Source organism: Nocardia coffeae, from assembly GCF_019890715.1.
GTDB lineage: Bacteria > Actinomycetota > Actinomycetes > Mycobacteriales > Mycobacteriaceae > Nocardia > Nocardia jiangxiensis.
On record NZ_JAINZY010000009.1, the window covers coordinates 33,590 to 57,829 of the forward strand.

The 24,240-nt window shown below is 68.0% G+C and carries 23 protein-coding genes; 6 read left to right on the plus strand and 17 right to left on the minus strand.

All coding sequences use genetic code 11. The annotated features are described in order from the left end of the window. Positions 1-9: 9 nt before the first annotated feature. From K7711_RS28580 to dop, 8 genes are all read right to left on the minus strand, one after another. On the minus strand, positions 10-1,065 hold the full coding sequence (locus K7711_RS28580; protein ID WP_222972578.1) for a 2-dehydropantoate 2-reductase: 1,056 nt from the start codon (positions 1,063-1,065) through the stop codon (positions 10-12). Continuing rightward, the gene (locus K7711_RS28585) at positions 1,062-2,069 is read right to left on the minus strand and encodes a helix-turn-helix transcriptional regulator (RefSeq protein WP_222972579.1); all 1,008 of its coding nucleotides are present in this window, start codon (positions 2,067-2,069) and stop codon (positions 1,062-1,064) included. Before K7711_RS28585 ends, K7711_RS28580 begins: the two co-directional genes overlap by 4 nt. Before the next feature lie 17 nt (positions 2,070-2,086). Continuing rightward, positions 2,087-3,082: a helix-turn-helix transcriptional regulator gene (locus tag K7711_RS28590; RefSeq protein ID WP_222972580.1), complete on the minus strand. Its 996-nt coding sequence runs from the start codon at positions 3,080-3,082 to the stop codon at positions 2,087-2,089. Positions 3,083-3,219: 137 nt separating this feature from the next. Further along, positions 3,220-4,578 carry a Pup--protein ligase gene (pafA, locus tag K7711_RS28595; protein WP_218008796.1) on the minus strand — a complete coding sequence of 453 codons (1,359 nt, stop codon included), beginning with the start codon at positions 4,576-4,578 and terminating at the stop codon, positions 3,220-3,222. Between the two features lie 184 nt (positions 4,579-4,762). Next, on the minus strand, positions 4,763-5,551 hold the full coding sequence (gene prcA / locus K7711_RS28600; RefSeq protein WP_222972581.1) for a proteasome subunit alpha: 789 nt from the start codon (positions 5,549-5,551) through the stop codon (positions 4,763-4,765). 73 nt (positions 5,552-5,624) lie between these two features. After that, the gene (prcB, locus tag K7711_RS28605) at positions 5,625-6,464 is read right to left on the minus strand and encodes a proteasome subunit beta (protein ID WP_222972582.1); all 840 of its coding nucleotides are present in this window, start codon (positions 6,462-6,464) and stop codon (positions 5,625-5,627) included. A 14-nt stretch (positions 6,465-6,478) separates the two neighbouring features. Continuing rightward, on the minus strand, positions 6,479-6,673 hold the full coding sequence (locus K7711_RS28610) for a ubiquitin-like protein Pup (RefSeq protein ID WP_040823079.1): 195 nt from the start codon (positions 6,671-6,673) through the stop codon (positions 6,479-6,481). Positions 6,674-6,855: 182 nt separating this feature from the next. Next, positions 6,856-8,355 (minus strand): depupylase/deamidase Dop, encoded by a 1,500-nt coding sequence (dop, locus tag K7711_RS28615; protein WP_222972583.1) that lies wholly within the window; start codon positions 8,353-8,355, stop codon positions 6,856-6,858. Between the two features lie 274 nt (positions 8,356-8,629). Here dop and K7711_RS28620 point away from each other — a divergent pair, with 274 nt between their 5' ends. Together K7711_RS28620 and K7711_RS28625 are read left to right on the plus strand one after the other, a co-directional pair. Next, entirely contained in the window at positions 8,630-9,661 is a 1,032-nt protein-coding gene (locus K7711_RS28620; protein WP_222972584.1) for a permease, read from the plus strand. Further along, positions 9,658-10,404 carry a TIGR03943 family putative permease subunit gene (locus K7711_RS28625; RefSeq protein ID WP_222972585.1) on the plus strand — a complete coding sequence of 249 codons (747 nt, stop codon included), beginning with the start codon at positions 9,658-9,660 and terminating at the stop codon, positions 10,402-10,404. The genes K7711_RS28620 and K7711_RS28625 overlap by 4 nt, the downstream gene beginning before the upstream one ends. A gap of 15 nt (positions 10,405-10,419) precedes the next feature. Here the strand turns inward: K7711_RS28625 and K7711_RS28630 are convergent, their stop codons facing one another. The 3 genes from K7711_RS28630 to K7711_RS28640 form a co-directional block, all read right to left on the minus strand. After that, positions 10,420-11,157, minus strand: a complete 738-nt coding sequence (locus K7711_RS28630; RefSeq protein WP_222972586.1) for a TetR/AcrR family transcriptional regulator — start codon at positions 11,155-11,157, stop codon at positions 10,420-10,422. A 49-nt stretch (positions 11,158-11,206) separates the two neighbouring features. After that, positions 11,207-11,572, minus strand: a complete 366-nt coding sequence (locus tag K7711_RS28635) for an arsenate reductase family protein (RefSeq protein WP_222972587.1) — start codon at positions 11,570-11,572, stop codon at positions 11,207-11,209. 67 nt (positions 11,573-11,639) lie between these two features. Then, complete coding sequence (locus tag K7711_RS28640) at positions 11,640-13,748, minus strand: DEAD/DEAH box helicase (RefSeq protein WP_222973083.1); 2,109 nt, start codon at positions 13,746-13,748, stop codon at positions 11,640-11,642. A gap of 219 nt (positions 13,749-13,967) precedes the next feature. On the opposite strand from K7711_RS28640, the gene K7711_RS28645 reads away from it, so the two are divergent. Continuing rightward, positions 13,968-14,579 carry a TetR/AcrR family transcriptional regulator gene (locus tag K7711_RS28645; protein ID WP_222972588.1) on the plus strand — a complete coding sequence of 204 codons (612 nt, stop codon included), beginning with the start codon at positions 13,968-13,970 and terminating at the stop codon, positions 14,577-14,579. 108 nt (positions 14,580-14,687) lie between these two features. After that, positions 14,688-16,253, plus strand: coding sequence for an FAD-dependent monooxygenase (locus K7711_RS28650; RefSeq protein ID WP_222972589.1), 1,566 nt, complete (start codon positions 14,688-14,690; stop codon positions 16,251-16,253). Between the two features lie 129 nt (positions 16,254-16,382). Here K7711_RS28650 and K7711_RS28655 read toward each other — a convergent pair whose 3' ends face one another. The 5 genes from K7711_RS28655 to K7711_RS28675 form a co-directional block, all read right to left on the minus strand. Continuing rightward, positions 16,383-17,912, minus strand: a complete 1,530-nt coding sequence (locus tag K7711_RS28655; protein WP_222972590.1) for a glycosyltransferase family 39 protein — start codon at positions 17,910-17,912, stop codon at positions 16,383-16,385. A 230-nt stretch (positions 17,913-18,142) separates the two neighbouring features. After that, positions 18,143-18,523 carry a nitroreductase family deazaflavin-dependent oxidoreductase gene (locus K7711_RS28660; RefSeq protein WP_040823097.1) on the minus strand — a complete coding sequence of 127 codons (381 nt, stop codon included), beginning with the start codon at positions 18,521-18,523 and terminating at the stop codon, positions 18,143-18,145. Positions 18,524-18,668: 145 nt separating this feature from the next. After that, positions 18,669-19,583, minus strand: coding sequence for a 5-oxoprolinase subunit C family protein (locus K7711_RS28665; RefSeq protein WP_222972591.1), 915 nt, complete (start codon positions 19,581-19,583; stop codon positions 18,669-18,671). Beyond that, positions 19,580-20,242 (minus strand): 5-oxoprolinase subunit B family protein, encoded by a 663-nt coding sequence (locus K7711_RS28670; RefSeq protein ID WP_235747953.1) that lies wholly within the window; start codon positions 20,240-20,242, stop codon positions 19,580-19,582. The genes K7711_RS28665 and K7711_RS28670 overlap by 4 nt, the downstream gene beginning before the upstream one ends. Further along, positions 20,239-20,988 (minus strand): LamB/YcsF family protein, encoded by a 750-nt coding sequence (locus K7711_RS28675; protein ID WP_222972592.1) that lies wholly within the window; start codon positions 20,986-20,988, stop codon positions 20,239-20,241. Before K7711_RS28675 ends, K7711_RS28670 begins: the two co-directional genes overlap by 4 nt. A gap of 390 nt (positions 20,989-21,378) precedes the next feature. Between K7711_RS28675 and K7711_RS28680 the strand changes: the two genes are divergently transcribed. Continuing rightward, positions 21,379-21,909 carry an NUDIX hydrolase gene (locus K7711_RS28680; protein ID WP_222973092.1) on the plus strand — a complete coding sequence of 177 codons (531 nt, stop codon included), beginning with the start codon at positions 21,379-21,381 and terminating at the stop codon, positions 21,907-21,909. A 1-nt stretch (position 21,910) separates the two neighbouring features. On the opposite strand, the gene K7711_RS28685 is transcribed toward K7711_RS28680, so the two are convergent. Further along, complete coding sequence (locus tag K7711_RS28685) at positions 21,911-23,215, minus strand: aspartate aminotransferase family protein (protein ID WP_222972593.1); 1,305 nt, start codon at positions 23,213-23,215, stop codon at positions 21,911-21,913. Positions 23,216-23,485: 270 nt separating this feature from the next. Between K7711_RS28685 and K7711_RS28690 the strand changes: the two genes are divergently transcribed. Further along, on the plus strand, positions 23,486-24,211 hold the full coding sequence (locus tag K7711_RS28690) for a peptidylprolyl isomerase (protein WP_308014992.1): 726 nt from the start codon (positions 23,486-23,488) through the stop codon (positions 24,209-24,211). Positions 24,212-24,240: the final 29 nt, after the last annotated feature.

Below are 24,240 nucleotides of genomic sequence, written 5' to 3' on the forward strand. Positions count from 1 at the left end.
TAACGCCCGTCAGGCGCGGTGCGATGGATGGGCGGGGTCTTCGGCCCCATCACATTTCGCCGAACGCAACCGCGCCAGCAGATCGGGACCGGTCCACCGGCGCGAGTCACCCCGTTCGGCCGCACCGATCAACTCCACCAGACACGCGTTGACCGGCGTCGACATGCCGACCATCCGCCCCAGGCTCACGATCTCCCCCGACAGCCAGGCGATCTCGGTCTTGCGTCCGAGTGCCAGATCGTCCGCCATCGAGGAGCGGGCCTGGGGATCCACCGCGACCACCCGTCCGGCGAACCTGCTGAACAGCAGGTCGGGCACCGTCAGCAGGCGCACCATCAACTCCGGCGACAACAGCGTCAGCCGGGCCGGGCGGATCTGCGCCCGATGCATCACCGCCAGGGCCTCGGCCTGCGCGAGCGCCAGGCAGCGCCGATAGTCGCGCTCGCCGAGTTCGGTGCGCAGCGGCAGGCCGGACAGGGCGTTGATCGGGTTGTTCAGATTCAGCAGCAGTTTGGCCCACTGCACCGGCAACAGATCCGCATGCCGATCCAACGGCAGCCCCGCACGAGCGAACAACGGCGCGAAACGATCCAGCGCCGGATCGTCGGCAACCGCCAGGCCACCGGCCGTGCCGCGATGGAAGTTCCCGCCGTCGCGGTGCACGACGTTGAACATCACCATCCCGGCCAGCACCACGCACGCCGGCAGGATCTCCTTGATCACGGTGTCGTTGCCGATGCCGTTCTGCAGACTCAGCACGACCGTGTCCGGACGCACCCGGCCCACGAGTTGTTCGGCCGATACCGCCGTCTGCGCCGACTTCACCGTGATCAGAATTAGATCCGCGGTCGCGGCCGAGGTGGGCTCGGTCGCCACGGCGAAGGCGCCCGGCGCCACCCGGTCGGCGCCGCCGTCCAGGTCGGTGAGCCGCAGGCCGTTCCCGGAGATCTCGTCCAGCAGGCGCGGACGCCCCACGAAGGTGACATCGGCACCGGCCGCCGCCAACTTCCCTCCCACGAATATTCCGATGCTGCCGGCGCCGAGCACCGTCACTCGAAATGTCACGTGGGCCCTACCTCCTCGATCACTGTGTCTCCGTAGCCCGGGTCCTCGGCCAGGGCCGCATAGGCGTCCAGGGCGGCGCTCGACCGCTCTCGCACCGCCGTGACCAGTTCGGCCGGACCCAATACCGTCACCCCGGAGCCGAAGCCCAGCAACAGTCGCGCCATCCAGTCCATGGTCGCGAACCGCATGGTGGCCTCGACATCGCCGTCGGGCAGCAACGCGGTGCGCTGCATCGAATACTGATCGAGTACCCAGCCGTAGTCGGCGCGAATCCGCAAGTGCGCCAACGGGACCGCGGGATCGTCGGAGAACAGGTCCAGCGCGGCGGCCTCGTCGGTGGCATGGCTGGGCGGGCGCGCGGGTTCGTCGAGTTCGGCAGCCTCCTCGATCCGGTCGAACCGGAACAGCCGCACGCCCTCGGCGCGGCGGGACCATGCCTGCAGATAGGAGTTGTTGTCCACCAGCACGATTCGGATCGGATCGACCACGCGCTCGGAAACCACATCCCGGCTCGCGGAGTAGTACACCAGACGCAGCGCACGGTTCGCCGCCAGCGCCGAACGCACCGTCGTCACCGCCGGAGCCTCCAGTGGCGCAACCGATTCCGTTCCCGCCGACGTGCCGGTCCCCGCGATGGCCGTCTCGATCTTCGCCAGCGCCGCGTGCGCGGCCGTCGGATCCACCATGCCCGGCAGATCCGCGATGGACCGCAACGCCACCAGCAGCGCGGTCGCCTCGGTCGAGGTCAGCCGCAACGGCCGGTCGATTCCCGCGGAGAAGGTGACCTCGACACTCTCCTCGGAGAAGGACAGGTCGATCAGATCGCCCGGCCCGTAGCCGGGCAGGCCGCACATCCACAGCTGATTGAGGTCGTTCATCAGCTGCTTGGTCGTCACGCCCAGGTCCTCGGCGGCTTCCGCCGCGCTGATCCCCGGATTGGCCAGGAAGTACGGGACCATGTTCAACAGGCGGGACAACCGCGTCGACAGTCGGCTGCCGCTCATGCGGGCGCTCCTGGGCGTCATGCCGGAACCTCTGTGCGCTCGAGCACCGAGCGCAACCGCGCCACGACATCCGCGCGCAGCTGCGCCGGAGCCAGCACCAACGCATCCGGACCGAGTCCGGTGATCAGCCGCGCCAGCCAATCGCGCGAACGCACCGGCACCTCCACCACCGCTCCGCTCCGCCCGGCGACCTCGCGATCCTCCACGACCGCGCCGAGACGGCGGATCTCCTGGCCGCGGCCGTCGGCCACCCACACCGTCGCGGTTCCCGTCACGGGCGCGGCCCCGGTCACCCGGGCGACCATCGCCCGCAGATCCGCGCCCTCGGGTTTACGGACCGCGTTCTCCGGACCGTACGCGGTGACGTCCTCACCGATCCGGGACAGCCGGAACGTGCGCACCGCGTCGCGAACGCGATCGTGCCCGACCAGATACCACCGTCCGTGATGGGTGACCACACCCCACGGCTCCACATCGCGCATCAGATACGGCGCATTGTGCGAGTTGCGGTGTTCGAACCGGACAGCGCGTCCGGCGTCGATGGCGGCCAGCAACTTGCCCAGCGCCGCCTCCGACCCACGCGTGCGCGCGGGTACGGCCGGAACCGAGGCCAGTGCCGCCTCGGGCTCGACGTGGACCCCGGCGGCCCGCAGTTTCAGCACGGCCCCTTCCGCGGCGGCGGCCAGTTCGGGAGATTCCCACAGCTGCACGGCCACCGCGACGGCCGCGGCCTCCTGGCTGGTCAGATCGATATCGGGGAGCTCGTAGGCGTCCCGGTTGATCCGGTACCCCTCCTGACTGGTGTACCGGCCGACCGGGCCGACCTCCAGCGGAATGCCCAGATCGCGCAACTCGTTCTTGTCGCGCTCGAACATCCGGCTGAACGCCTCGTCGCTGACCGAGTCCTCATATCCGGCGACGCTGTCACGAATACGTTCGGCACTCAGAAACTGCCGGGTCGAGAGCAGCGCGATGACCAGATTCATCAACCGCTCGACCTTGGATATCGCCACTCGGACAAGAGTAATGCGACCAACCGCATTGTTGTGCGCTGGTATCGCAATTTTCGCGACACGCACCCTTTCGCCAGCAGCGAACTCCCGGTGACCTCACACAAGCGGCCGTGCGCACCACCGCGCACGGCCGGGCGTCACATCGAGGCGATCAGGCGATCCACTCGCTCGTCGACCGAACGGAACGGGTCCTTGCACAGCACGGTGCGCTGGGCCTGGTCGTTGAGCTTCAGGTGCACCCAGTCGACGGTGAAGTCGCGACCTGCCTCCTGCGCGGCGGTGATGAAATCACCACGCAGTTTGGCGCGGGTGGTCTGCGGCGGGGTCGTGACGGCCGCGTCGACCGCGTCGTCCTCGGTGACCCGCTTGGCCAGACCCTTGCGCTGCAGCAGATCGAAGACGCCGCGACCACGCTTGATGTCGTGATACGCCAGGTCAAGCTGAGCGATCTTCGGATCGGACAGGTCCATGTTGTACCGGTCCTGATAGCGCTGGAACAGCTTGCGCTTGATCACCCAGTCGATCTCGGTGTCGACCTTCGCGAAATCCTGCGCCTCGACCGCGTCGAGGGTACGGCCCCACAGATCCACCACCGCGTCGACCTGCGGATCCCGCTCGCGGTTGCGCAGATGCTCCACCGCGCGGGCGTAGTACTCGCGCTGGATGTCCAGGGCGCTGGCCTGCCGCCCGCCCGCCAGGCGAACCTGACGCCGGCCGGTCAGATCGTGCGACACCTCGCGGATCGCCCGGATCGGGTTGTCGAGTGCGAAGTCCCGGAACGAGACGCCCGCCTCGATCATCTCCAGTACCAGCGAGGCGGTGCCCACCTTGAGCATCGTGGTGGTCTCGGACATGTTCGAGTCGCCGACGATGACGTGCAGACGCCGGTACTTCTCGGCGTCGGCGTGCGGCTCGTCGCGGGTGTTGATGATCGGCCGCGAGCGCGTGGTCGCCGAGGACACGCCCTCCCAGATGTGCTCGGCACGCTGGGACAGGCAGAACGTCGCCGCCTTGGGCGTCTGCAGAATCTTGCCCGCGCCGCAGATGAGTTGGCGCGTCACCAGGAACGGCAGCAGCACGTCGGAGATCCGGGAGAATTCACCGGCGCGCACGACCAGGAAGTTCTCGTGGCAGCCGTAGGAGTTGCCCGCGGAATCGGTGTTGTTCTTGAACAGGTAGATATCGCCGCCGATACCCTCCTCCGCCAAGCGCTGCTCGGCATCGATCAGCAACTCCTCGAGCACCCGCTCACCCGCACGATCGTGGGTGACCAGCTGCACCAGGCTGTCGCATTCGGCCGTCGCATACTCCGGGTGGGATCCGACATCGAGGTAGAGCCGGGCACCGTTGCGGAGGAATACGTTCGAGCTACGGCCCCAGGAAACCACCCGGCGGAACAGATACCGGGCCACCTCGTCAGGGCTCAACCGACGGTGACCGTGGAACGTACACGTCACCCCGAACTCGGTCTCGATCCCCATGATTCGTCGCTGCACACTATCGACATTACAACCAACCCATCCCCGAAAGTGGCTGTGCGAGCAAGTGGTTGCATACGTCTTCGCAACGATTTCCCGTGTGAAGGGCCGGATTGGCGATCCCGGCCCGCACCGGGACAAGGCCCCTTACACTCGTGGACCACGAGTGTAAGGGGCCTTGTCTCAGGCGATTACACGGCTGCTACGAGTTCGACGGATCTCCTGCCGACGGTGTCTGCGGCTCGTCCGAACCTTCGGACTTCTCGGCCGAATCGGAGTCGCTCGTGCCCAGCAAGGTACGCAGGGCGGTGGGCGCGATGCGCCGGAACGCCCGACGCGGCCGCGACTGCTCGAGCGTGGCGACCTCGAGCGAACCGACGCCCAACGTCCGCTTCTCCTTGTCCGCGCCCTCGGGAACGGCCTTCTGCAACGCCTGCACGGCCGTCTCCAGAGCACTGGTCAGATCGAGTCCGGGCTGGTAGGTCTCCTTCAGCGCGGTCGCGATGGGATCGGTGTTGCCACCCATCACCACGTATTCCCGCTCGTCGACGATGGAGCCGTCGAAATTGATCCGGTAGAGCACCGAGTCCGGCGTCTGCTCGGGATAGCCGACCTCGCCGATGCAGATCTCCACCTCGTACGGCTTGAGCTGATCGGTGAAGATGGTGCCCAGCGCCGAGGCATACACATTGGCCAGGGCCCGGCCGGTGACGTCCCGGCGGTCGTACTGATAACCGCGCAGGTCGGCCTGCAGGATGCCGCCCCGCCGCAGGCTCTCGAACTCGTTGTACTTGCCGACCGCTGCGAAACCGAGACGGTCGTACAGCTCACTGATCTTGTTCAACGTCGCCGACGGATTCTCCGCGACGAACAACACACCCTTGTCGTACACCAACGCCACGACACTGCGTCCCCGTGCGATCCCCTTGCGCGCAAGTTCGGTCTTGTCGCGCATGATCTGTTCGGCCGACGCGTAGTACGGCAGTGTCATGCTGCAATTCCTTTCCGCATGCCCGGGCGGCCTACGTGGTTACGCTCCGCTGCCGCCTCCGGCCGCTGACCGTTCATGCGGGGAAGCTCCCTTCTTCCGCCTCGCGCTCATCCGCGAGCGAACGCGCGATCTCCGCCAGCCGCTCCTCGGACACCTCCACCGCGCCCTCGGCGTCGATCAGGACCGCCGTGGGGTAGATACCGCGCATCAGGTCCGGACCGCCGGTGGCGGTGTCGTCGTCGGAGGCGTCGATCAGCGACTGCACCGCGATGCGCAGGGCCTGATCGGCGTCGATACCACGGCTGTAGGTCTTCTTCAGCGAGGATTTCGCGAACATCGAGCCCGAACCGGTCGCCGCGTAGCCGAACCGCTCCTCGGTGCGGCCACCGACCACGTCGTAGGACACGATGCGGCCGGCGTGGTCCGCGTCGCTGGCCTCCTGGTCGTATCCGGCCAGGATCGGCACCGCGGCCATCCCCTGCAGGGCGGCGGGCAGATTGTCGCGCACCATCCTGGACAACTTGTTGGCCTTACCGTCGAAGGTCAGCGAGACACCCTCGATCTTCTCGTAATGCTCCAACTCCACCGCGAACAGCCGGATCATCTCGACTGCCACGCCCACCGTGCCCGCGATCCCGGCCGCGGAATAGGTGTCGGTGATGTACACCTTCTCCATGTCGCGGCTGGCCAGCAGATTGCCCTGGGTCGCGCGGCGATCGCCCGCGATCAGCGCACCACCGCGGTAGGTGATCGCGACCACGGTCGTGCCGTGCGGGGCCAGATCCTGCGACGCCGCCCCGCTGGGGGCGGCGTCGCCGGTGTTGCCGAATCTGTTGGCGGGCAACAGTTCCGGTGCTGACTGACGCAGATGTTCGGTGAACGACGACAGCGCGTACCCCGTGTGGAGCCGCATGGGGTCACCTGATGTCACTGGCCGCCCTTCTGAACGTATGCGCGCACGAAGTCTTCCGCGTTCTCCTCGAGTACGTCATCGATCTCGTCGAGCAGGTCGTCGGTGTCCTCCGCCAGTTTCTCGCGGCGCTCCTGCCCCGCGGCATCGACGCCGGCAGCGTCGTCGTCCTCGTCGCCGCCACCGGCGCGCCTGGTCTGCTCTTGTGCCATAGCAGCCGACCTCCTCTGTACTGATCATCGGCGAGCACCGGATAGCTCCGATGCTCGTCCCTCAACACTACCCAGCAGCGCGGACAAGATGCCGGATTACCTCGCAATGTGCCCCCGCCGCAACGTGACAGCGGCCGGACATCGCACCCGGTGCGATGCCGGTTCGACCGCCGTGGCGACGGCTAGGTGGTCAGCTGTTCCACCAGCTCCGCCGCCGTGTGCACGCCGTCCAGCAGCTTGCCGACATGCGATTTGGTGCCGCGCCGGGGCTCGAGCGTGGGGATGCGCACCAGCGAGTCGCCGCCGAGATCGAAGATGACCGAATCCCAGCTGGCCGCCGCGATATCGCCACCGAACCGCCGCAGACATTCGCCGCGGAAGTAGGCGCGCGTGTCGGTCGGCGGGTTGGTCATCGCATCGAGCACCTGCTGCTCGCTGACCAACCGCTGCATCGAGCCACGCGCCACCAGACGGTTGTACAGCCCCTTGTCCAGGCGGACATCGGAGTACTGCAGATCGACCAGATGCAGTTTCGGTGCGGCCCAGCCCAGGCCCTCGCGGTTGCGCATCCCCTCGAGCAGGCGCAGTTTGGCGGGCCAGTCGAGCAGGTCGGCGCATTCCATCGGATCGCGCTCGAGCAGGTCCAGCACGTGCGCCCACTTCTCCAGTAGATCGGTGACGCGGGCGTCGTCGGTGCCCTCGCGGCTGTGGTACTTGCCCACTCGATCGAGGTAGATCCGTTGCAGCGCAAGGCCGGTCAGCTCGCGACCGTCCGACAGCGCGACCGTCGCGCGCAGGGTCGGGTCGTGGCTGATGGCGTGCACCGCGGTCACCGGACGCGCCAGTTGCAGATCGGCCAGATCCTCGCCGGCCTCGACCAGGTCCAGCACCAGGGCCGTAGTGCCGACCTTGAGGTAGGTGGACCATTCGGCGAGATTGGCGTCGCCGATGATGACGTGCAGGCGGCGGTACTTGTCCGCGTCCGCGTGCGGCTCGTCGCGGGTGTTGATGATGCCGCGCTTGAGCGTCGTCTCGAGACCGACCTCGACCTCGATGTAGTCCGCGCGCTGGGACAGCTGGAATCCGGCCGTGTCACCGGACTGGCCGATGCCGACACGGCCCGACCCGCAGATCACCTGACGGGAGGCGAAGAACGGGGTGAGTCCGACGATGATCTGGTTGAAGGGCGTGTCCCGGCTCATCAGGTAGTTCTCGTGAGTGCCGTAGGAAGCGCCCTTGCCGTCCACGTTGTTCTTGTACAACTGCATCGGGGCCGCGCCCGGCACGCTCGAGGCGTAGCGCGCGGCGGCCTCCATCACCCGTTCACCGGCCTTGTCCCAGATCACCGCGTCCAGCGGGTCGGTGACCTCGGGCGCGGAGTATTCCGGGTGCGCGTGGTCGACGTAGAGCCGGGCCCCGTTGGTGAGGATCATGTTCGCCGCGCCGACTTCGTCGGCGTCGATCACGGGGGCGGGCCCGTTGAGGCGGCCCAGATCGAAACCACGAGCGTCGCGCAGCGGCGATTCCACCTCGTAGTCCCATCGGGTGCGCTTGGCCCGTGGCACGCCTTCGGCCGCGGCGTACGCGAGCACCGCCTGGGTGGAGGTGAGAATCGGGTTGGCCGAGGGCTCGGTGGGCGTGGAGATCCCGTACTCGACCTCGATTCCGATGATGCGCTGCATGAGTTGAATCGTAACCGCGTCGCGCGGCGCCAACCGGGCGGGCGGTGCACGGAACGGGCCGCGACCGGCCGGTGAACGGTGTGCACCGGGCGTGTTCCCGGCCCGGTGAACGACGCGTCTGTGCAGGCCCGGGAGTATTCCCCGGTGTCGGTGGTCTGTGCCATCATGCCCATGTCCACACCGCGACAGCGAATATCACCGCCGCGGCGTGCGACGGACATTGCGCTCGGTTGTTCGCCCGGATCTCGATGTCGTCAGCAATGGGGGTAGATGAATGTCGATACCGCGGACCGACCTCGTCGCCGACGATGCCGGGCAGGCGCCGCGGCGCGGCCGATTGCGCGGGTCGTCCACCTACGTGCTGGGCGGGTTGCTGGTACTCGGACTGATCTTCCAGGGGCAGCTCGCCGGCTGGATCGGTTCGAGCCCGAAACTGCAAACCGCCACAACGGTTTTCACCGGCGTCTTTGTGCAGGCTGTGCCTTTCCTGGTGCTCGGCGTGCTGATCAGCGGTTCGATCGCGGCGTTCGTCTCACCCGAGTTGCTGCGAAAGTTGCTGCCGCGCAACAGCACCGCCGCCATCGGCGCGGCCGGGCTGGCCGGTATCGCGCTGCCCGGCTGCGAATGCGGTGTGGTGCCGGTCGCCCGGCGGCTGATGGATCAGGGCGCACCCGGCGCGGCGGCCTTCGCATTCCTGCTCTCGGCGCCTGCGGTGAACCCGGTGGTGCTGATCGCGACCGCCGTGGCCTTTCCGGGACATCCCGCAATGGTCGCCGCGCGGTTCACCGGATCGCTCGCCACGGCCTTCGTCATGGGGTATCTGTGGGCCCGGTTCGGCCGCCCGGAATGGCTCACCGCCCGCCCGCCCGGACACGATCACTGTGCGGCCGGGCGGTCGCGGTGGGCCGTGTTCGCCGAGGCGGCGCGGCACGATTTCCTGCAGGCCGCGGCCTTTCTGGTGATCGGCGCGATGGCCGCGGCGGCCCTGCACGTGCTGGTTCCGCCGACGTGGTATCGCCAACTGTCCGGGCAGATGCTGATCTCGATCGGGGTGCTCGCGCTGCTGGCGGTGGTGCTGGCATTGTGCTCGGAGGCCGATGCCTTCGTGGCCTCCAGCATGTCCGGACTGCCGCTTCTGCCCCGACTGGTCTTCCTGGTGGTCGGCCCCGCCGTGGACGTGAAGTTGTTCGCCATGCAGGCGGGCACCTTCGGGCGGCGTTTCGCGCTCCGGTTCGCCCCGGCCACCTTCGTGGTCGCGACGCTGTGCGGATCGGCGGCCGGATATCTGTTCGTGGGTGCGCGATGAACCGGGCCGCACAGAATTTCGCCCTGCTGCTGATCGGCGCGGCGGTACTGAAGATCTCTCTGGACGGCACCTTCCTGCGGTACGTGCGGCCGGGTCTGCAGCCGTATCTGGTGGCCAGCGGAGTCGCTCTGCTGCTGCTCGCCGCGGTGGCGATCGTGCGGGACATCCGCGGTCACGACGAGCCGCGAGACCATGCGGATCACCATCCCGGGCGACCGCAGTGGCCGCTGCTCGCGCCGATCGCGGCGCTGCTGATCATCGTTCCGCCCGCACTGGGCGCGTCCTCGGTCCAGTCCGGCGCGACCGCGGCGGCCGGCATCGCCGCACCCGCATCCGGCGGCGGGAGGGTGCGGTTCGCACCGCTGCCCGCGGGCCCGGCGCCGACCATCCGGATGTACGACCTGATCGACCGCGCCGCCTACGACTCCAGTGGCGAACTCGACCGGCGGCAGATCACCGTCCAGGGATTCGTCATCCGCACCGAGGAGGACGGTAGTGCGCGCACCGACGGCACCCATACCGGATTCGATCTGGCCCGCGTGGTGATCACCTGCTGCGCCGCCGACGCACAGACCCTGCGCATCCATCTCGACGGCGCGGTCACCCCGTTACCGGACGACACCTGGGTCTCGGTGCAGGGGCGGGTGGTGCCGAACAGCGCGACCCCACAGGACAACATGACACCTACCGTGACGGTGACGCGGATGCAGATGATTCCCCCGCCTGCCCGGGTCTACGGATGAGCCTGCGGCTCAGGCTCAGGATGCCGAACTCTCGGGACTGGCCAGCAGTACGGCGATGGGCGTGTCCCGGGCCAGCGGAACCCCGAGATTGCGCGCATTGCCCTCGAACAGCGCCAGGACCGATTCGGTGAGGATGGCTTCGATCTGCTCACAGGTCAGTGCCGTCGCCGAATCCGCGCGCCAACTGTTGACGACGCCGTCCACGAAACCGACCACCCCGAAGGCCATCGGCCGCGCACTCGCCGGATCGATACCGAACCGTGCCAGCGAAGAGGTGAACAGATCGGCCAGGCGGCCGCCGATCCGGTCCCGGGCTCCCGCGATCGCCTGTGACGAATCTCCCTGCGGCGCAATGCCGTCCAGGAATCTGTGCAGGCCGGGATGCCGATCGACCCATTCGACGTAGGTGCCGACCGCACCGCGCACCGCATCCCGCACCGTGCCGTCGGCACGCAGCGCGGGCATCAGCTCATCCAGCAGCGTTTCCAGGATCCGCCGACGTATCTGCTCGTCCAGATCGGCGCGGCCGTCGAAATGCCGGTACACCACCGGGCGCGGCAGGCGCAGCCGATCCGCGATCTGCTGCACGGAGACATCGGCCCCGCACTCCTCGATCACCTCGACCGCGGCATCGAGCACCGCAGCGCGCCGACGTTCCTTGTGCCCGTCCCAGCGCGTGCTGCGGCCGTCTACTCCCGACCGCGCCCCCGATGCGGTCCGCCGGGACGCGGACCTGCCACCGGTCTCGCTCACACGGCCACGATACCGGCCCGCGACATGGCCGATAGGCCACGCAGGCGACTCAGAGCAGTGACCGAAGCGACTCGTCGTCCCGGGCGACCACCGCGCCGCGACTGCTCGCCACGATCGGGCGCTGGATCAGCTTCGGGTGATGGGCGAGGGTCTCGATCCAGTGTTCGCGATCCTCGGGCGTGCGCGACCAGCCCGCGATGCCCAGTTCCTTCGCCACATCCTCGCCGGTGCGCGTGATATCCCACGGTTCGAGACCGAGCCGGTCCAGCATCGCCCGGATCTCCGCCGCACTGGGCGCATCCTCGAGATAACGCCGCTCGGTGTAGGAGACCCCGGCCTCGTCCAGCGCCTGCTTGGCCGCACGGCTCTTGGAGCAACGCGGGTTGTGCCAGATCTCCATCTGCTCGGATGTCATATGCGCACCCTAGCCCGGCCCGGCGCCGGCGCGGCAGTCCCGCATACCGGCCCCGGGTGCCCGCAGCTCAGCCGCGACGACCGCCGCCGCTGGGCAGGAATCCGCCCGACGCGTCACGACCGCCGTTTCGCGCACCCTGACGATGCCGTCGCCCCGGCGCACCCGCACCGGACCGATCCGCTCCGCCCGAGGGGCCATGCTGCGATTCCGACCGCTCGTGCCCGTTCCGCCTGCCCTCGGACGAGGTCGAATGCGTGTGCCGCGCACCGGATTTCACGGCATGCCCGGATCGATCTCCCGCTCCGCGAGCACCCGCGTCCCGCGATCCTCGCCCCGACTCGACCCGCTTACCATCCGAAACATCCTGCCGCGCACCGGATTCCATGGCATCACGATTCGAGGACCGCTTGCCTGCCGCCGCACCCCGATCGGTACGTCCGCCACGCGGCGCATCTCCCCTGCCACCCGAATCCACGACATGGTCGCGACCACGCCGGGAACTCCGGTCGAGTCGCGCCCGCTCGCCGCCCGCACCGTCACCCGAGGCGCGCGACCGCCGGTCGACACCGGCAATCGACTGCTGCCCATCACCATTCGACGTTTCACGACGCTTCCGCCGGGCGGCCGAGTCGGACTTCGCGCCACGTGAGCCGCTACCCGAGCCACGCGACTCGTACGCGCCACCGGCCGAATTCCCCTGCGACACATCGCGGCTCGACGCCCCACGACGCTCCTGCAGCGTAACGGCCTCCCCCTTCGGGCCGCGCCGACGCTCGCCGACGGGGCGCGCCTCGGCCGACCGAGAACCGGAACGCCTTGTCCGAGAAGTGGTTCCAGCGCTACTCGGCGACTTCTGGACAGGTGCGGACGGCATGACGATCGGAGCGATGACGCCGATCAGGTCGCCGACCGCGCGCGAGTCCGCAGTGACCGACTGCGGGCGCACGGTGATCGCGGCCTTACGCAGCAACATCGCGGTGTCCTTGCGCTGATCGGGCAGGACCAGGGTGACCACATCGCCCGCGCTTCCCGCGCGAGCAGTGCGGCCGGACCGGTGCAGGTACGCCTTGTGTTCGGCGGGCGGATCCACGTGCACCACGAGTTCGACCCCGTCCACGTGCACACCGCGTGCGGCGACGTCGGTGGCCACCAGCACCCGCGCGGCTCCCTCGGCGAAGGCCGCCAAGTTGCGATCGCGGGCGTTCTGGGCCAGGTTGCCGTGCAGGTCGACCGCCGGAATCCCTTCCGCAGTCAGTGTTTTCGCGAGCTTGCGGGCCTGATGCTTGGTCCGCATGAACAGGATCCGCCGCCCGCTGCCCGAAGCCAGCGCGCGGACCACGTCCTTCTTCACCGCCGGACTCGCGACCTCGAAGACGTGGTGCGTCATCGCGGCCACCGGCGAGTGCGCCTCGTCCACCGAGTGCAGCACCGCATCGGGCAGGAAGCGCTTGACCAGCTTGTCCACGCCGTTGTCCAGGGTCGCCGAGAACAGCAACCGCTGCCCGGTCTCCGGTGTCGCGGCGAGAATCCGGGTGACTCCCGGCAGGAAGCCCAGATCGGCCATGTGATCGGCCTCGTCGATCACGGTGATCCCGACATTGCCGAGGTTCACCAGCCCCTGGCGCATCAGGTCCTCGAGTCGCCCCGGGCAGGCCACGACGATATCGGCGCCCGCTGCCAGCGCTTTGACCTGGCGAGTCTGCGAGACGCCGCCGAATACGGTGGTGACCGTCATCGAGTACGCCGCGACCAGCGGCTCGAGTGCGGTCGCGATCTGAGTGGCGAGTTCCCTGGTCGGAGCGAGGATCAGTCCGGCGGGACGATGCCGACCGGCGGTCCCGGCCAGATCGGTTGCCAACCGGGCCACCACGGGAATGGCGAACGCCAGCGTCTTACCGCTGCCGGTCTTGCCACGGCCCAGCACGTCGCGACCGGCGAGGGTGTCGGGCAGGGTGTCGGCCTGAATGGGGAACGGCGCGGCGATACCGGCGTCCCGCAGGGCCCCCACCAGCGTGGCCGGTACGCCGAGCGCGGTGAAGGACGTGGTCACGGCAGCGCCGGACGCGGATTCGGTCGAGTTCACAGAGATTCTGGTGTCTTTCGAACAGGGTGCCCGCGACGCGGCGAAATCTTGATTCGCGCGGGGCACACGGTGGCGAGATGGCCGATGGGCCATATCGATCGCCGCAAGGAGAGCCGGTGCCACAGCGCTGATACGCGGTGAGAGCAATCTACGACGCCGGATACGAACGAGCCGCATCCTTTGATCATGATAGCCCAGGCATTGCCCTCGAACGATTCGGTGTAGCGACCGTCACGAATTTTTCTGCCCAATGGGCAAACTTTCCCAGTGAGCACTCTTGCCCGGTGGGCACTTTTCCGTCAGACTGGGTGCATGACCGACGAACAGTCCCTCGGACTTCGGGAACGCAAGAAGCTCGACACCCGTAGGGCGTTGAGCGATGCGGCGCTCGAGCTGATGTTCGAACGCGGTCTGGAAAACGTTGTCCGAGAGGACATCGCCGCCCGGGCCGGGGTTTCGGTCCGCACCTTCAACAACTACTTCTCCAGCAAGTTCGAGGCCCTGGCCTATCGGCAGATCGAGCGCGTGCGGCGCGCCGCGGAAATATTGCGCGACCGCCCCGCCGACGAGCCACTCTGGACAGCGATCATCGAATCCGTGATCGCCCCGTTCGAGGCCGACGGCGTCGGATGGGGCCCACCGACACCCGCGATCCTCGCCGAGATCCGCAAACTGCCGGCCGCACCGGAGATGCACACCGCCTTCGTGCACGCCGTGGGCGACGAACTGGTCGCCGCGGTGGCCGTACGCACCGGCACCACACCTGCCGACCTGTATCCGAAACTGGTCGCGGCGGCGGTCAACGCCGCCTTCGTCACGACATTCGACGTGTACGCGCACACCGACCCGCCACAGGTCGTCACCACGATCCTGCGCCGGGCCCTGACCGAACTGGCCCGGGGGCTGCCGGACCCGAGCGTCTGACCCACCGGCCACCGAAAACCACACAGCGGTAGCGCATTCGGCGCTTCCGTGATCTGCCGCACCCTTCTCCACCGAGAAGGCGCACCTATCGACAGGGGTTGATCAGTCATGTCCGAAACAACAACCGAGGTCATCATTTCCGGCGCCGGGCCGAACGGCCTCATGCTCGCCTGTGAACTCGCTCTGGCGGGCGTCCAGCCGATCGTGCTGGACCCGCTGGAGGGCCCGAGTCCCGAGCCCAAGGCGAACGGCCTGATCGGCCAGGTGGTCCGGATGATGGATATCCGGGGGTTGTTCTCCCCCAACGAATTCGAGATCTTCGACTCCTCCCGGGCCGAACATCCCGAACCCATTCCGCACTACATGTTCAGCGGTCTTCCGCTGGAATTGTCTGCACTGCAGAATAATCCGATGTACGGCTGGTCGATCCCGCAGCCACGCCTGATCGTATTGCTGGCCGCGCGCGCCGAGGAACTCGGCGTACGGATCCGATGGGGCAACAAGCTCACCGACTTCCGAACCGACGGGGAGCAGATCGTCGCGACGGTGGCGGGCCCCGAGGGGCCGTACCGGATCGCCGCCCGATACCTGGTCGGCGCCGACGGCGGAAAGAGCCTGGTGCGCAAGCAACTCGGGATCGCGTTCCAGGGCACCAGCTCCAACGACCGAATCACTCGCTTCGCGCATGCCCACGTTCCGGAGGAGTTGCGAACCGAGGACGGCGGGATCGAGATCCCGGGGGCGGGCCGATTCAGCTTCGGCCACAACCGAGTCGAGCGCGGCATGTTCGTCTACGCGGAGATACTTCCGGGACGTCCGATGATCGGCGCGGCCGAGCACGGCTGTGATCCCGTCCCGGACGACGAGCCGGTGACGTTCGACGAGGTGCATCAGGCGGTCGAACGGGTCCTGGGCGTTCCGGTGCCGATGGCGCCGCCCGAGGGCCCGGGCCCACATGCGTTGCGCCGCACGGTCGGTCAGAACACCCTGCTCGCCGAACGCTATCGCCGAGGCGGTGTCCTACTGTTGGGCGATTCGGCGCACGTCCACTCGGCGATGGGCGGGCCCGGCCTGAATCTGGGCCTGCAGGACGCGATCAATCTGGGCTGGAAGCTCGCCGCCGTGGTGCGCGGCAATGCGCCGGAGGATCTGCTCGATACCTATGAGAGCGAACGTCATCCGGTCGCCGAGCGGGTCATGATGCACAGCCTCTCGCAGACCGCCCTGATCGCCCCCGGCCCCGAGGTGACCGCACTGCGCGAACTCTTCGGCGAACTCATGCAGCTGCCCGAGGTCGCGAACCATCTCGCGAATCTGCTTGCCGGAGCCGATGTTCGGTACGCGATCGGCGACGACCATCCGCTGTCCGGCCGTCTGGTGCCCGACCTCACCGTGAGGACCGATGCCGGACCGGTGCGAGTCGCCGAACTGCTGCGCACGGCACGTCCGATTCTGCTCGACCTGTCCGGTGGTGCGGCAGGGCACGCACGCGAATGGGCCGATCGGGTCGATGTCGTGACCGCCACCGCGGACGATGCGCCCGCCGCCGCGCTGTTGATCCGGCCGGACGGGTATGTCGCCTGGGCCACAGGCGATTCCGATATCGACGGCCTGCACCGCGCGCTGACCCGCTGGTTCGGGCCCGCTCGCACGCTGGCCGAGGTGACGGACTGAGCTACCCGGGAGGCATCGTCACCGCGATGCCTCCCGGACCTGTCGCCTACGTACCAACGTCTCCGCACCAACCGAATTACCGGTGTAGGGCACCGAGCAGGCGCTGCCGAACCGATATGTTCGATGCGTTCACAGATGCATCCAGCGCGGCCATACCTGTGACCACGACTTGCGCTGACCGGTGCATCGCCAGATGGTCACGTTCTGCGTATTACCCGGGAATCCGAGCCGGGTATCGACTCTGCCGACCGGCTCGACATGCTCGAACTGACTCTGCAATGCCGCCTCGGACCCGCCGACCGCAACGACCGCGGTAGCACCGTCGGGTGGTGTGGCGAAATAGCCGAAACCACGACTGGGGCTGTAGATCGGCGGCAGGTGGGCCCGGCCGAGTTGATCCAATGCGCTTGCCTGCCAGTAGGTATCGGTGACGAGGATCGGATGGGATCGCTCGACCGGGGTCAGGCCGTCGTAGGCGCGAGTAACCGCCTCATCGAGTTCGGGCCAGCCGAATTGGCCATAGACCCCGATCTGAACCGCGGCCTGAGCATCGTTGTGCGGCGGCGTGATTCGATCCGCCGACCGCCACGGCGTCGCCTGCAGAATCAGCATCGTGGCCGCAATCCCCAGCGCCACAAGGACAGTGGCCAGCGACCACCGCCACACCGAAGCCATCCGCCCGAGGGCGGTCACCGCACCCACCGCACCGGCAGCGATCACCACCGCGTACATACCGGCCGGATAGTACACCCGGCCGCCGGTGATCATGAACGCCAGGTACAGCAGGAGCAGCGCTACGCAGAGAAAGCGGTACGGACGGAATATGTTGTACCGCAGCAGAACCCAGATTCCGATCAGCAGCAACGGCGTGCCCAGGAATTCGCACAGGATCACCGACATCGGGATGAACAGCAGTCGTCCACCCAGGATCGCCTGTTCACCGGCGATCTCGTTACCCATCGCCAATTGCGGCCAGCCGTGCCCGGACTGCCAGAGCAGTTCCGGCACAGCGGAAATCACGACGATCAGCGCACCGACCCACAGCAGCGGACGCCGCACCAGCTCGCGCGGACCGGCGATCAGCGCACCGGCCGCGACCGCGACCCAGAAGAACGGGATCAGCCATTTCACCTGCAGATCGATCGCGGTGATCAGCGCCGCGATCAACAGCAACACATCACGGCGGCTGCGCACCCAGCACACCAGCAACCAGGTGATGATCACCCACAGCGCGGTGTCCACCGTATTCGTGGTCAGCATCGCACCCTGCAGCAGCAGGAAGGGCGAACTCGCGTATCCCGCCGCGGCCAGCGTCTGGGCGCTGCGCCCGCCCCCGAACATCCGCGCGAGTTCCGCGCACAACACGGTGGCGGTCACCGTCAGCGCCACCGCGGGCAGACGCAGCACCAGATAGGACCCGGGGGCGAGGGTGTCCATCGCCCGCGCGATCAGTGGAAGTACCGGCCCCTGGTCCGCATAACCCCACCCCGGTCGCCGTCCGGCGGCCAGGAAGTACAGCTCGTCCCCGAAATATCCGTACCGCGAGGCCGCGAAGAGCAGTACCGCCGCGGCCAGCACCGCGATGACGGCAATCGCGCCCTTCGCCCGGGGCGGAGTCGCAACACCGTCATCGATCACGCGCTCCATCACGTCGGTCATCGCGAACTCTCCTGCACGAGTCTGGGCGGCCACCACGCCGAATCTATCGGCTACCACGTCCGCGGCCATCCCCCACACGACCGAGTCGTGACAAGCCTCACGGCGTGGCCGCGGACCGCGCAGGCATCCTCGCCGTCGGCGAAATCCACGACCGGACAACGCATCCAGGGCTGTCAGCTGTATTGGCGGCCATCTCGCAAGATCGAAGTACCAGCCCGGCCGGCAGTTCGCTACGGCGCGGGATGCGCCTCGACGTAGCAGTCCGCGGAAAGCGTGTGCAGCATCTGCCGGACGCCGATCGGGGCCCAGCCGACCTCCGCGTCGTGCCGCACGACCGGATCGGTGAGCGCGATGGTGCGTCCGTCGAGCTCGAGTTCGAATTCACCGGCGGCGAGAATGTTCTTGAGCCAGTCGACATCCCGACCGTAGCTCAGCGCGATGCGATATCCGCCGTCGCGGCTGAACACCGTCACCGGTGTGTGATACTCGCGGCCCGATTTGCGCCCCCGATGCACGAGCACCCCGAGTCCGGGCATCCGCCCGGCGACCAGGCCCGCGACCGGATTGGTAACCCGCCGGTTGAACCTGGCCAAAGCCCGCGGCAACGGCATTGTCGTCCCCTTCCCGAAATTCCTGCGCCCACAGGCTACGCGCGAACCCGCACAACCGCGCGCCATGATCGAAAACGCCCCCTGACACCGATCGCCACACGCACGATCGTCGGCCGTCACGGCGAATTGCGCTCTGCGCCTGGGATCATCCGCGCACGAATCGGATCGGGCGGCCGGGGCGAGCCTGAGCCAGGGCGTCGACATCGGCGTCCAGGACCGTGGCGATCACCGGGTAGCCCCCGGTGATCGGATGGTCGGCGAGGAATACCACCGGCTGACCGGAGGGCGGCACCTGGATCGCGCCCAGGGGCATGCCCTCGGTAGGGAGTTCGGCGTCGTCGATTCGGGTCAGCGGCGGGCGGTCCGCGTCGCCCTCGAGTCGGATGCCCACTCGATCGGTGTCGGCACTCACCCGCCAGGATCCGGCGAAGAGATTCTCAGGACGATCGTACCAGTCCTCGCGCGGGCCCAGTATCGTCCGCACGGTCAGCGTATCGGCGGTCAGGGGCGCGACCGGGGCGAGGTCGACCTCCGGCCAACGCCGCGGCGGCGGGCCCACCGGGAGCACGTCCGTTGCCCGCAGCGGTTCGGGTCCGATGCCCGCGAGCGTGTCGCGGCTGCGGGAGCCCAGTACCGACGGCACCGCGATACCACCGCGCACGGCGACGTAAGTGCGCATTCCGGTCGAGGATATGCCGAGCGCCAGCCGCTGACCGGCCCCCGGACGCAGCACCGCGGAATGCGCGGCCGGACGGCCGTCCAGCGTGATCGGTGCGGGTGCGCCGGTGACCGCGACGACAGCGGACGCACCGAATTCCACGATCAGCCCGCCCAGCAGACATTCGATCGCCGCGGCGGATTCGTCATTGCCGACCAGCCGGTTGGCCAGGGTGAACGAGCGCCGATCGGCCGCTCCGGAAACACCGACACCGGCATGGAACCATCCCGGACGACCCGAATCCTGAATGGTGCTGAGCATTCCGGGCGCGACCACCTGCAGTACGGCCGTCGCCGAACCGTCCGGATCGGTGGGATACAGCAACGAGCTACGCCGGGTCATGCGGCGATCTCCGCCGCGGTGAAGCGCACCCGAGTCCCGGGACGCAACAGCGCGGGCTCGGGCCGGTCGAGATCCCACAGCGTCGTGGTCGTCCGGCCGATGATCCGCCAGCCGCCGGGTGAGCTGCGCGGATAGACGGCGCTGTACCCGGCGGCCAAGGCGACGGAACCGGCCGGCACCGCTGTTCGCGACTGCTCGCGGCGCGGCACCGACAGCTCCGCGCCGGGCGCTTCGAGATATCCGAATCCGGGCGCGAAGCCGATGAATGCGCACCGCCACAGCGCGCCGGTGTGCCTGGCGATCAGCTCGGCCTCGGAGATACCGAGCAGGGCCGCGGTCTCCGTCAGGTCGACACCGTCGTAACGCACCGGAATCTCCACGACCGCACTATCTTTCACATCCCGAGCCGCATATTTCGACGACGTGTCGAATGCCGCGCGCAGCCGCCGGATCATCACCACCACATCGACACCGGGCCGCAGCGTGATCAGTACGGTGCGCGCCGCCGGTAGGACGTCGCACACTCCCCCGACGGGATCGTCCCGCAGCCGATCGATGAAGCCCATCAACTCGTCCCGATCCGACGGTTCGACCAGTAACGCTCGGTCCCCGGCCTGCCGGATCATCAGCCCGGGCTCGCTCATCACACCGCTGCTCATGCGAATGCCCGTAACTCGACGCCCCGCTCGGCCAGCGCGCTGCGGATCGCCCGCGCGATCGCGACCGCGCCCGGCGAATCACCGTGCACGCACAGACTCCGCGCCGGTACCGCGACGGCGGCGCCGTCCACATCCCGGGCCTTGCCGTCGGATGCGATGGAAACAGCCTGTGCCACAGCAGATTCCGAATCGAGAACACTCCCGGGTCGACTTCGCGGCACCAGGGTGCCCGCCGGGGTGTAGGCCCGATCGGCGAATCCCTCGGCGTGGAAGTCGATTCCGACCGCGACGGCCGCAGCCTCGTGCTGAGATCCGGGCAACCCCAGCAGGCTCAGCCCGCCGTAGGTGGCCACTGCCGCCGCGATCGACTGCGCGATATCGGCATCCTCTGCTGCCGAGTTGTACAGCGCACCATGTGGTTTCACATATCGAACCCGATCACCGGCAGCGCGCGCGATACCGTCCAGCGCACCGATCTGATACAGGCATTCATCGGTCAACTGCCCGGCCGGCATCGAGATCTCCCGCCGCCCGAATCCGGCCAGATCGCGGTAGGAGATGTGCGCACCGATCCGCACGCCGCGTTCGACGGCCATCGCGCAGGTGCGCCGCATGATCGACGGATCCCCGGCATGGAATCCGCAGGCGATGTTGGCACTGGTCACGATGTCCAGCAGAGCGTCGTCGTCCCCCATCGACCAGGCGCCGAACCCCTCCCCCAGATCACTGTTCAGATCGATCGTCATCGTCGCCTCCTTCGTCGAATGCCACTGCCGCCCAACAGCTCCCGGCAATGGATCTCGGTCGGACCGAACAACGCCGACACCGCGGATCGAGCGCACCGCACCCGGCGGCTCCACCATCGCGACGACCCGGCATCCACAGCGGCGGCGAACACCCGCCGACACCTGATCGGCCCCGTCGGTGACCACCCTGTCCTGCGCCGGGAACTGCACTCGCGAACAGCTCTGCCCAGTATGCCCCTTTCTGCGGGGCGATCACGACGGTATGAAGTACTCACGGACGGCGAGCCCGCAGTGGCCGCCGATATGCTGGTCGGGTACCTGAACGAGACGCAGGCGCGGATCTCGGCGGACGGCCGGGATCGATACCGACTTTCCGACGAGGACGAACCGATGGGTGAGGTGATCGCGGTCTACGACCGCGACGGACAGCAGGTCGGCAGCGCCGACCGTTCCGCGGTCTACGCGCGCGGGCTGTGGCATGCCAGCGCGGGCGTTCTGGTCCGGTCCGGCGATGGCGAGCGCATCTATGTACACCGCCGCACCGAGACCAAGGCCGTCTTCGCCGGGATGCACGACTGCCTGGCCGGGGGCGTTCTGGGCCCGGACGAGGACCCGGCCGACGCGGCGGTTCGCGAACTCGGCGAGGAACTCGGAATCATCCTGGGCGACAACGATTCTCGTCCGGTCTCCCGGGCCCGCGTCAGCTGGGACGGCGAATGGCTCGGTACGCCCATGCGCTGCCACCTGTTCGCCTACGAGATCCGGTACGACGGCCCGATCCGGCATCAGCCCGAGGAGATCGCCGACGGCTGGTGGTGGACCGACGCACAACTGCGCGCCCACCTGGATGATCCGGCCTGGCCGTTCGTCCCCGACACTCGGCTGCTGCTCGAGGACCTGCTGCGCCCGACAGCCCGGTAGATCACCCGACGTACGAGTCGGCCACCGCCAGAACCTCGTCGAGAATCTCCATCCCCGTACGCAATTCGTCGACCGAGGTGGTCAGCGGCGGCGCGATCTGCAGCCGATTCGCGGCGACGAAGGGCCACAGCCCGCGCTCCTTGGCCGCTGCGGTGACCCGATTCATCGGTTCCTGCGCAGCACCACTCGCGGCGAAGGGCACCAGCGGCTCCCGCGTCCCCGGATCCCGCACCAGCTCGAGCGCCCAGAAGAATCCCATGCCACGCACCTCCCCCACCGATGGGTGCCGAGAGGCCAACTCTTGCAACCCCTTTCCGAGCACATCCGACCCGGCCGAACGAACGTGGTCCAGAATGCCCTCCCGTTCGAAGACCTCGATCGAGGCCACCCCGGCCGCGCACGCCAGCGGATGGCCCGCATAAGTAAGCCCGCCGGGATAGACGGCGTCGTCGTACCGGGCCGCGATCGACTCGGCGATCAGGACCCCGCCGAGCGGCACATAGCCGGAGTTCACGCCCTTGGCGAAGGTGATCAGATCCGGCGCGACGTCGAATGCCTGCACCGCGAACCACTCACCCACGCGACCGAATCCGGCCATCACCTCGTCGGCGATGTACACGATCCCGAACTCGTCGCACAGCTCGCGCACACCGGCCAGATATCCCGGCGGCGGCACCAGCACGCCGTTCGTACCGACCACCGACTCCAGGATCAGTCCCGCAATATGTTGCGGCCCTTCGAGTTCGATCACCTGACGCAGATGCCGCAGCGCCGCGGCGGACTCGTGCTCCGGAGTCGAGGTCTGCCAGGCCGAGCGGTACGGGTACGGACCGAAGAACCGGACCACGTCCACATTGGTCGGCTCCGCACCCCAGCGACGCGGCTCACCGGTCAGGCCGATCGCCACGCCCGTGCCACCGTGATAGGAGCGGTAGGCCGAGAGCATCTTCGTGCGCCCGGTGTAGCTGCGCGCCAATCGGACCGCATGTTCGACCGCCTCGGCGCCGCCGGTGGTGAACAGCACTCGGTTCAGCTGTCCCGGCGCGCGCTCGACGATCAATCGGGCCAGTTCGCTGCGCACCTCGTTACCCACGGTCGGCGATATGGTCGTCAACGTCTGCGCCTGCGCCACGATCGCAGCCACCACATCCGGATGCTGATGGCCGATGTTGACGTTCACCAACTGAGAGGAGAAGTCCAGATAGCGTCTGCCGTCGGCGTCCCAGAACCAGGACCCCGAGGCACCCGTGATCGGAACGGGATTCACTTTCGCCTGCGCACTCCACGGATAGAAGACGTGATCCACCGGCAACCTCCCTCACTCGGGCCACCGCGCGAGCCGCGTCCACCGCACGCACGGCACACTCCTGTTCGCGATCAAACCAGATCATCGGGCGCCCCGTCCCGGGTTCGTCGCGATCACCCGTAATCCGGTCGTTTTCGGTTTGATCACCGGGACAACGGGTACCAGCTAGCGCAACGGACGGTCTGTCGACTCACACGGACGTTCGTCGGCCGCCGTGGCAAGATGCGCGGCAGCCTGCCGCATCCGATGTTACGAAGGAGTCACCCCCCGGTGAACAGCGTTCCACAGCACCAGCAGCTCGACGACGATCGGCCGTCGCGCCGAATTCACCTACGGCGCACCATGATACGGCGGATCGGCCTCGTCGCCGCGGCTCTGTCGCTGGCGCTGTTCGGCACCGGTCAGGCGCTCGCTGTGCCCACGCCCGTGCACACCGGAGCACCCGGGTGCATGAACGCGGGACCGGCCAAGCCCAACGGCAAGCAGTGGCCCGCCGCACCGGGCATGACGATCAACCAGAAGGGGTCGTACACCGCGAGCCTGGAAACCAACTGCGGCACCATCACCGCCAAGCTCGACGCCGCCAAGGCTCCCCGGACGGTCAACTCCTTCGTCTTCCTGGCCGGACAGCAGTTCTTCGACCACACTCACTGCCACCGCCTGACCACCGAGGGCATCTTCGTGCTCCAGTGCGGCGATCCGACCGGCACCGGGCGCGGCGGCCCCGGCTACAAGTTCCCCGATGAGAATCTCGCCGGTGCGACCTACCCCGCGGGCACCCTCGCGATGGCCAACGCCGGGCCGAACACCAACGGCAGCCAGTTCTTCCTGGTCTACAAGAACTCCCAGCTCCCGCCCAACTACACCCCGTTCGGTCGCATCACCGGCGGTACGGACGTCCTGCAGAACATCGCGTCGGGCGGGACCAAGGACGGCTCCGGCGACGGCGCGCCGGCCACCGATATCGTCCTGCAGTCCGTCACCACCCACTCCTGATCTCCGCTGCTGCCGGACCCGGCGCGGTC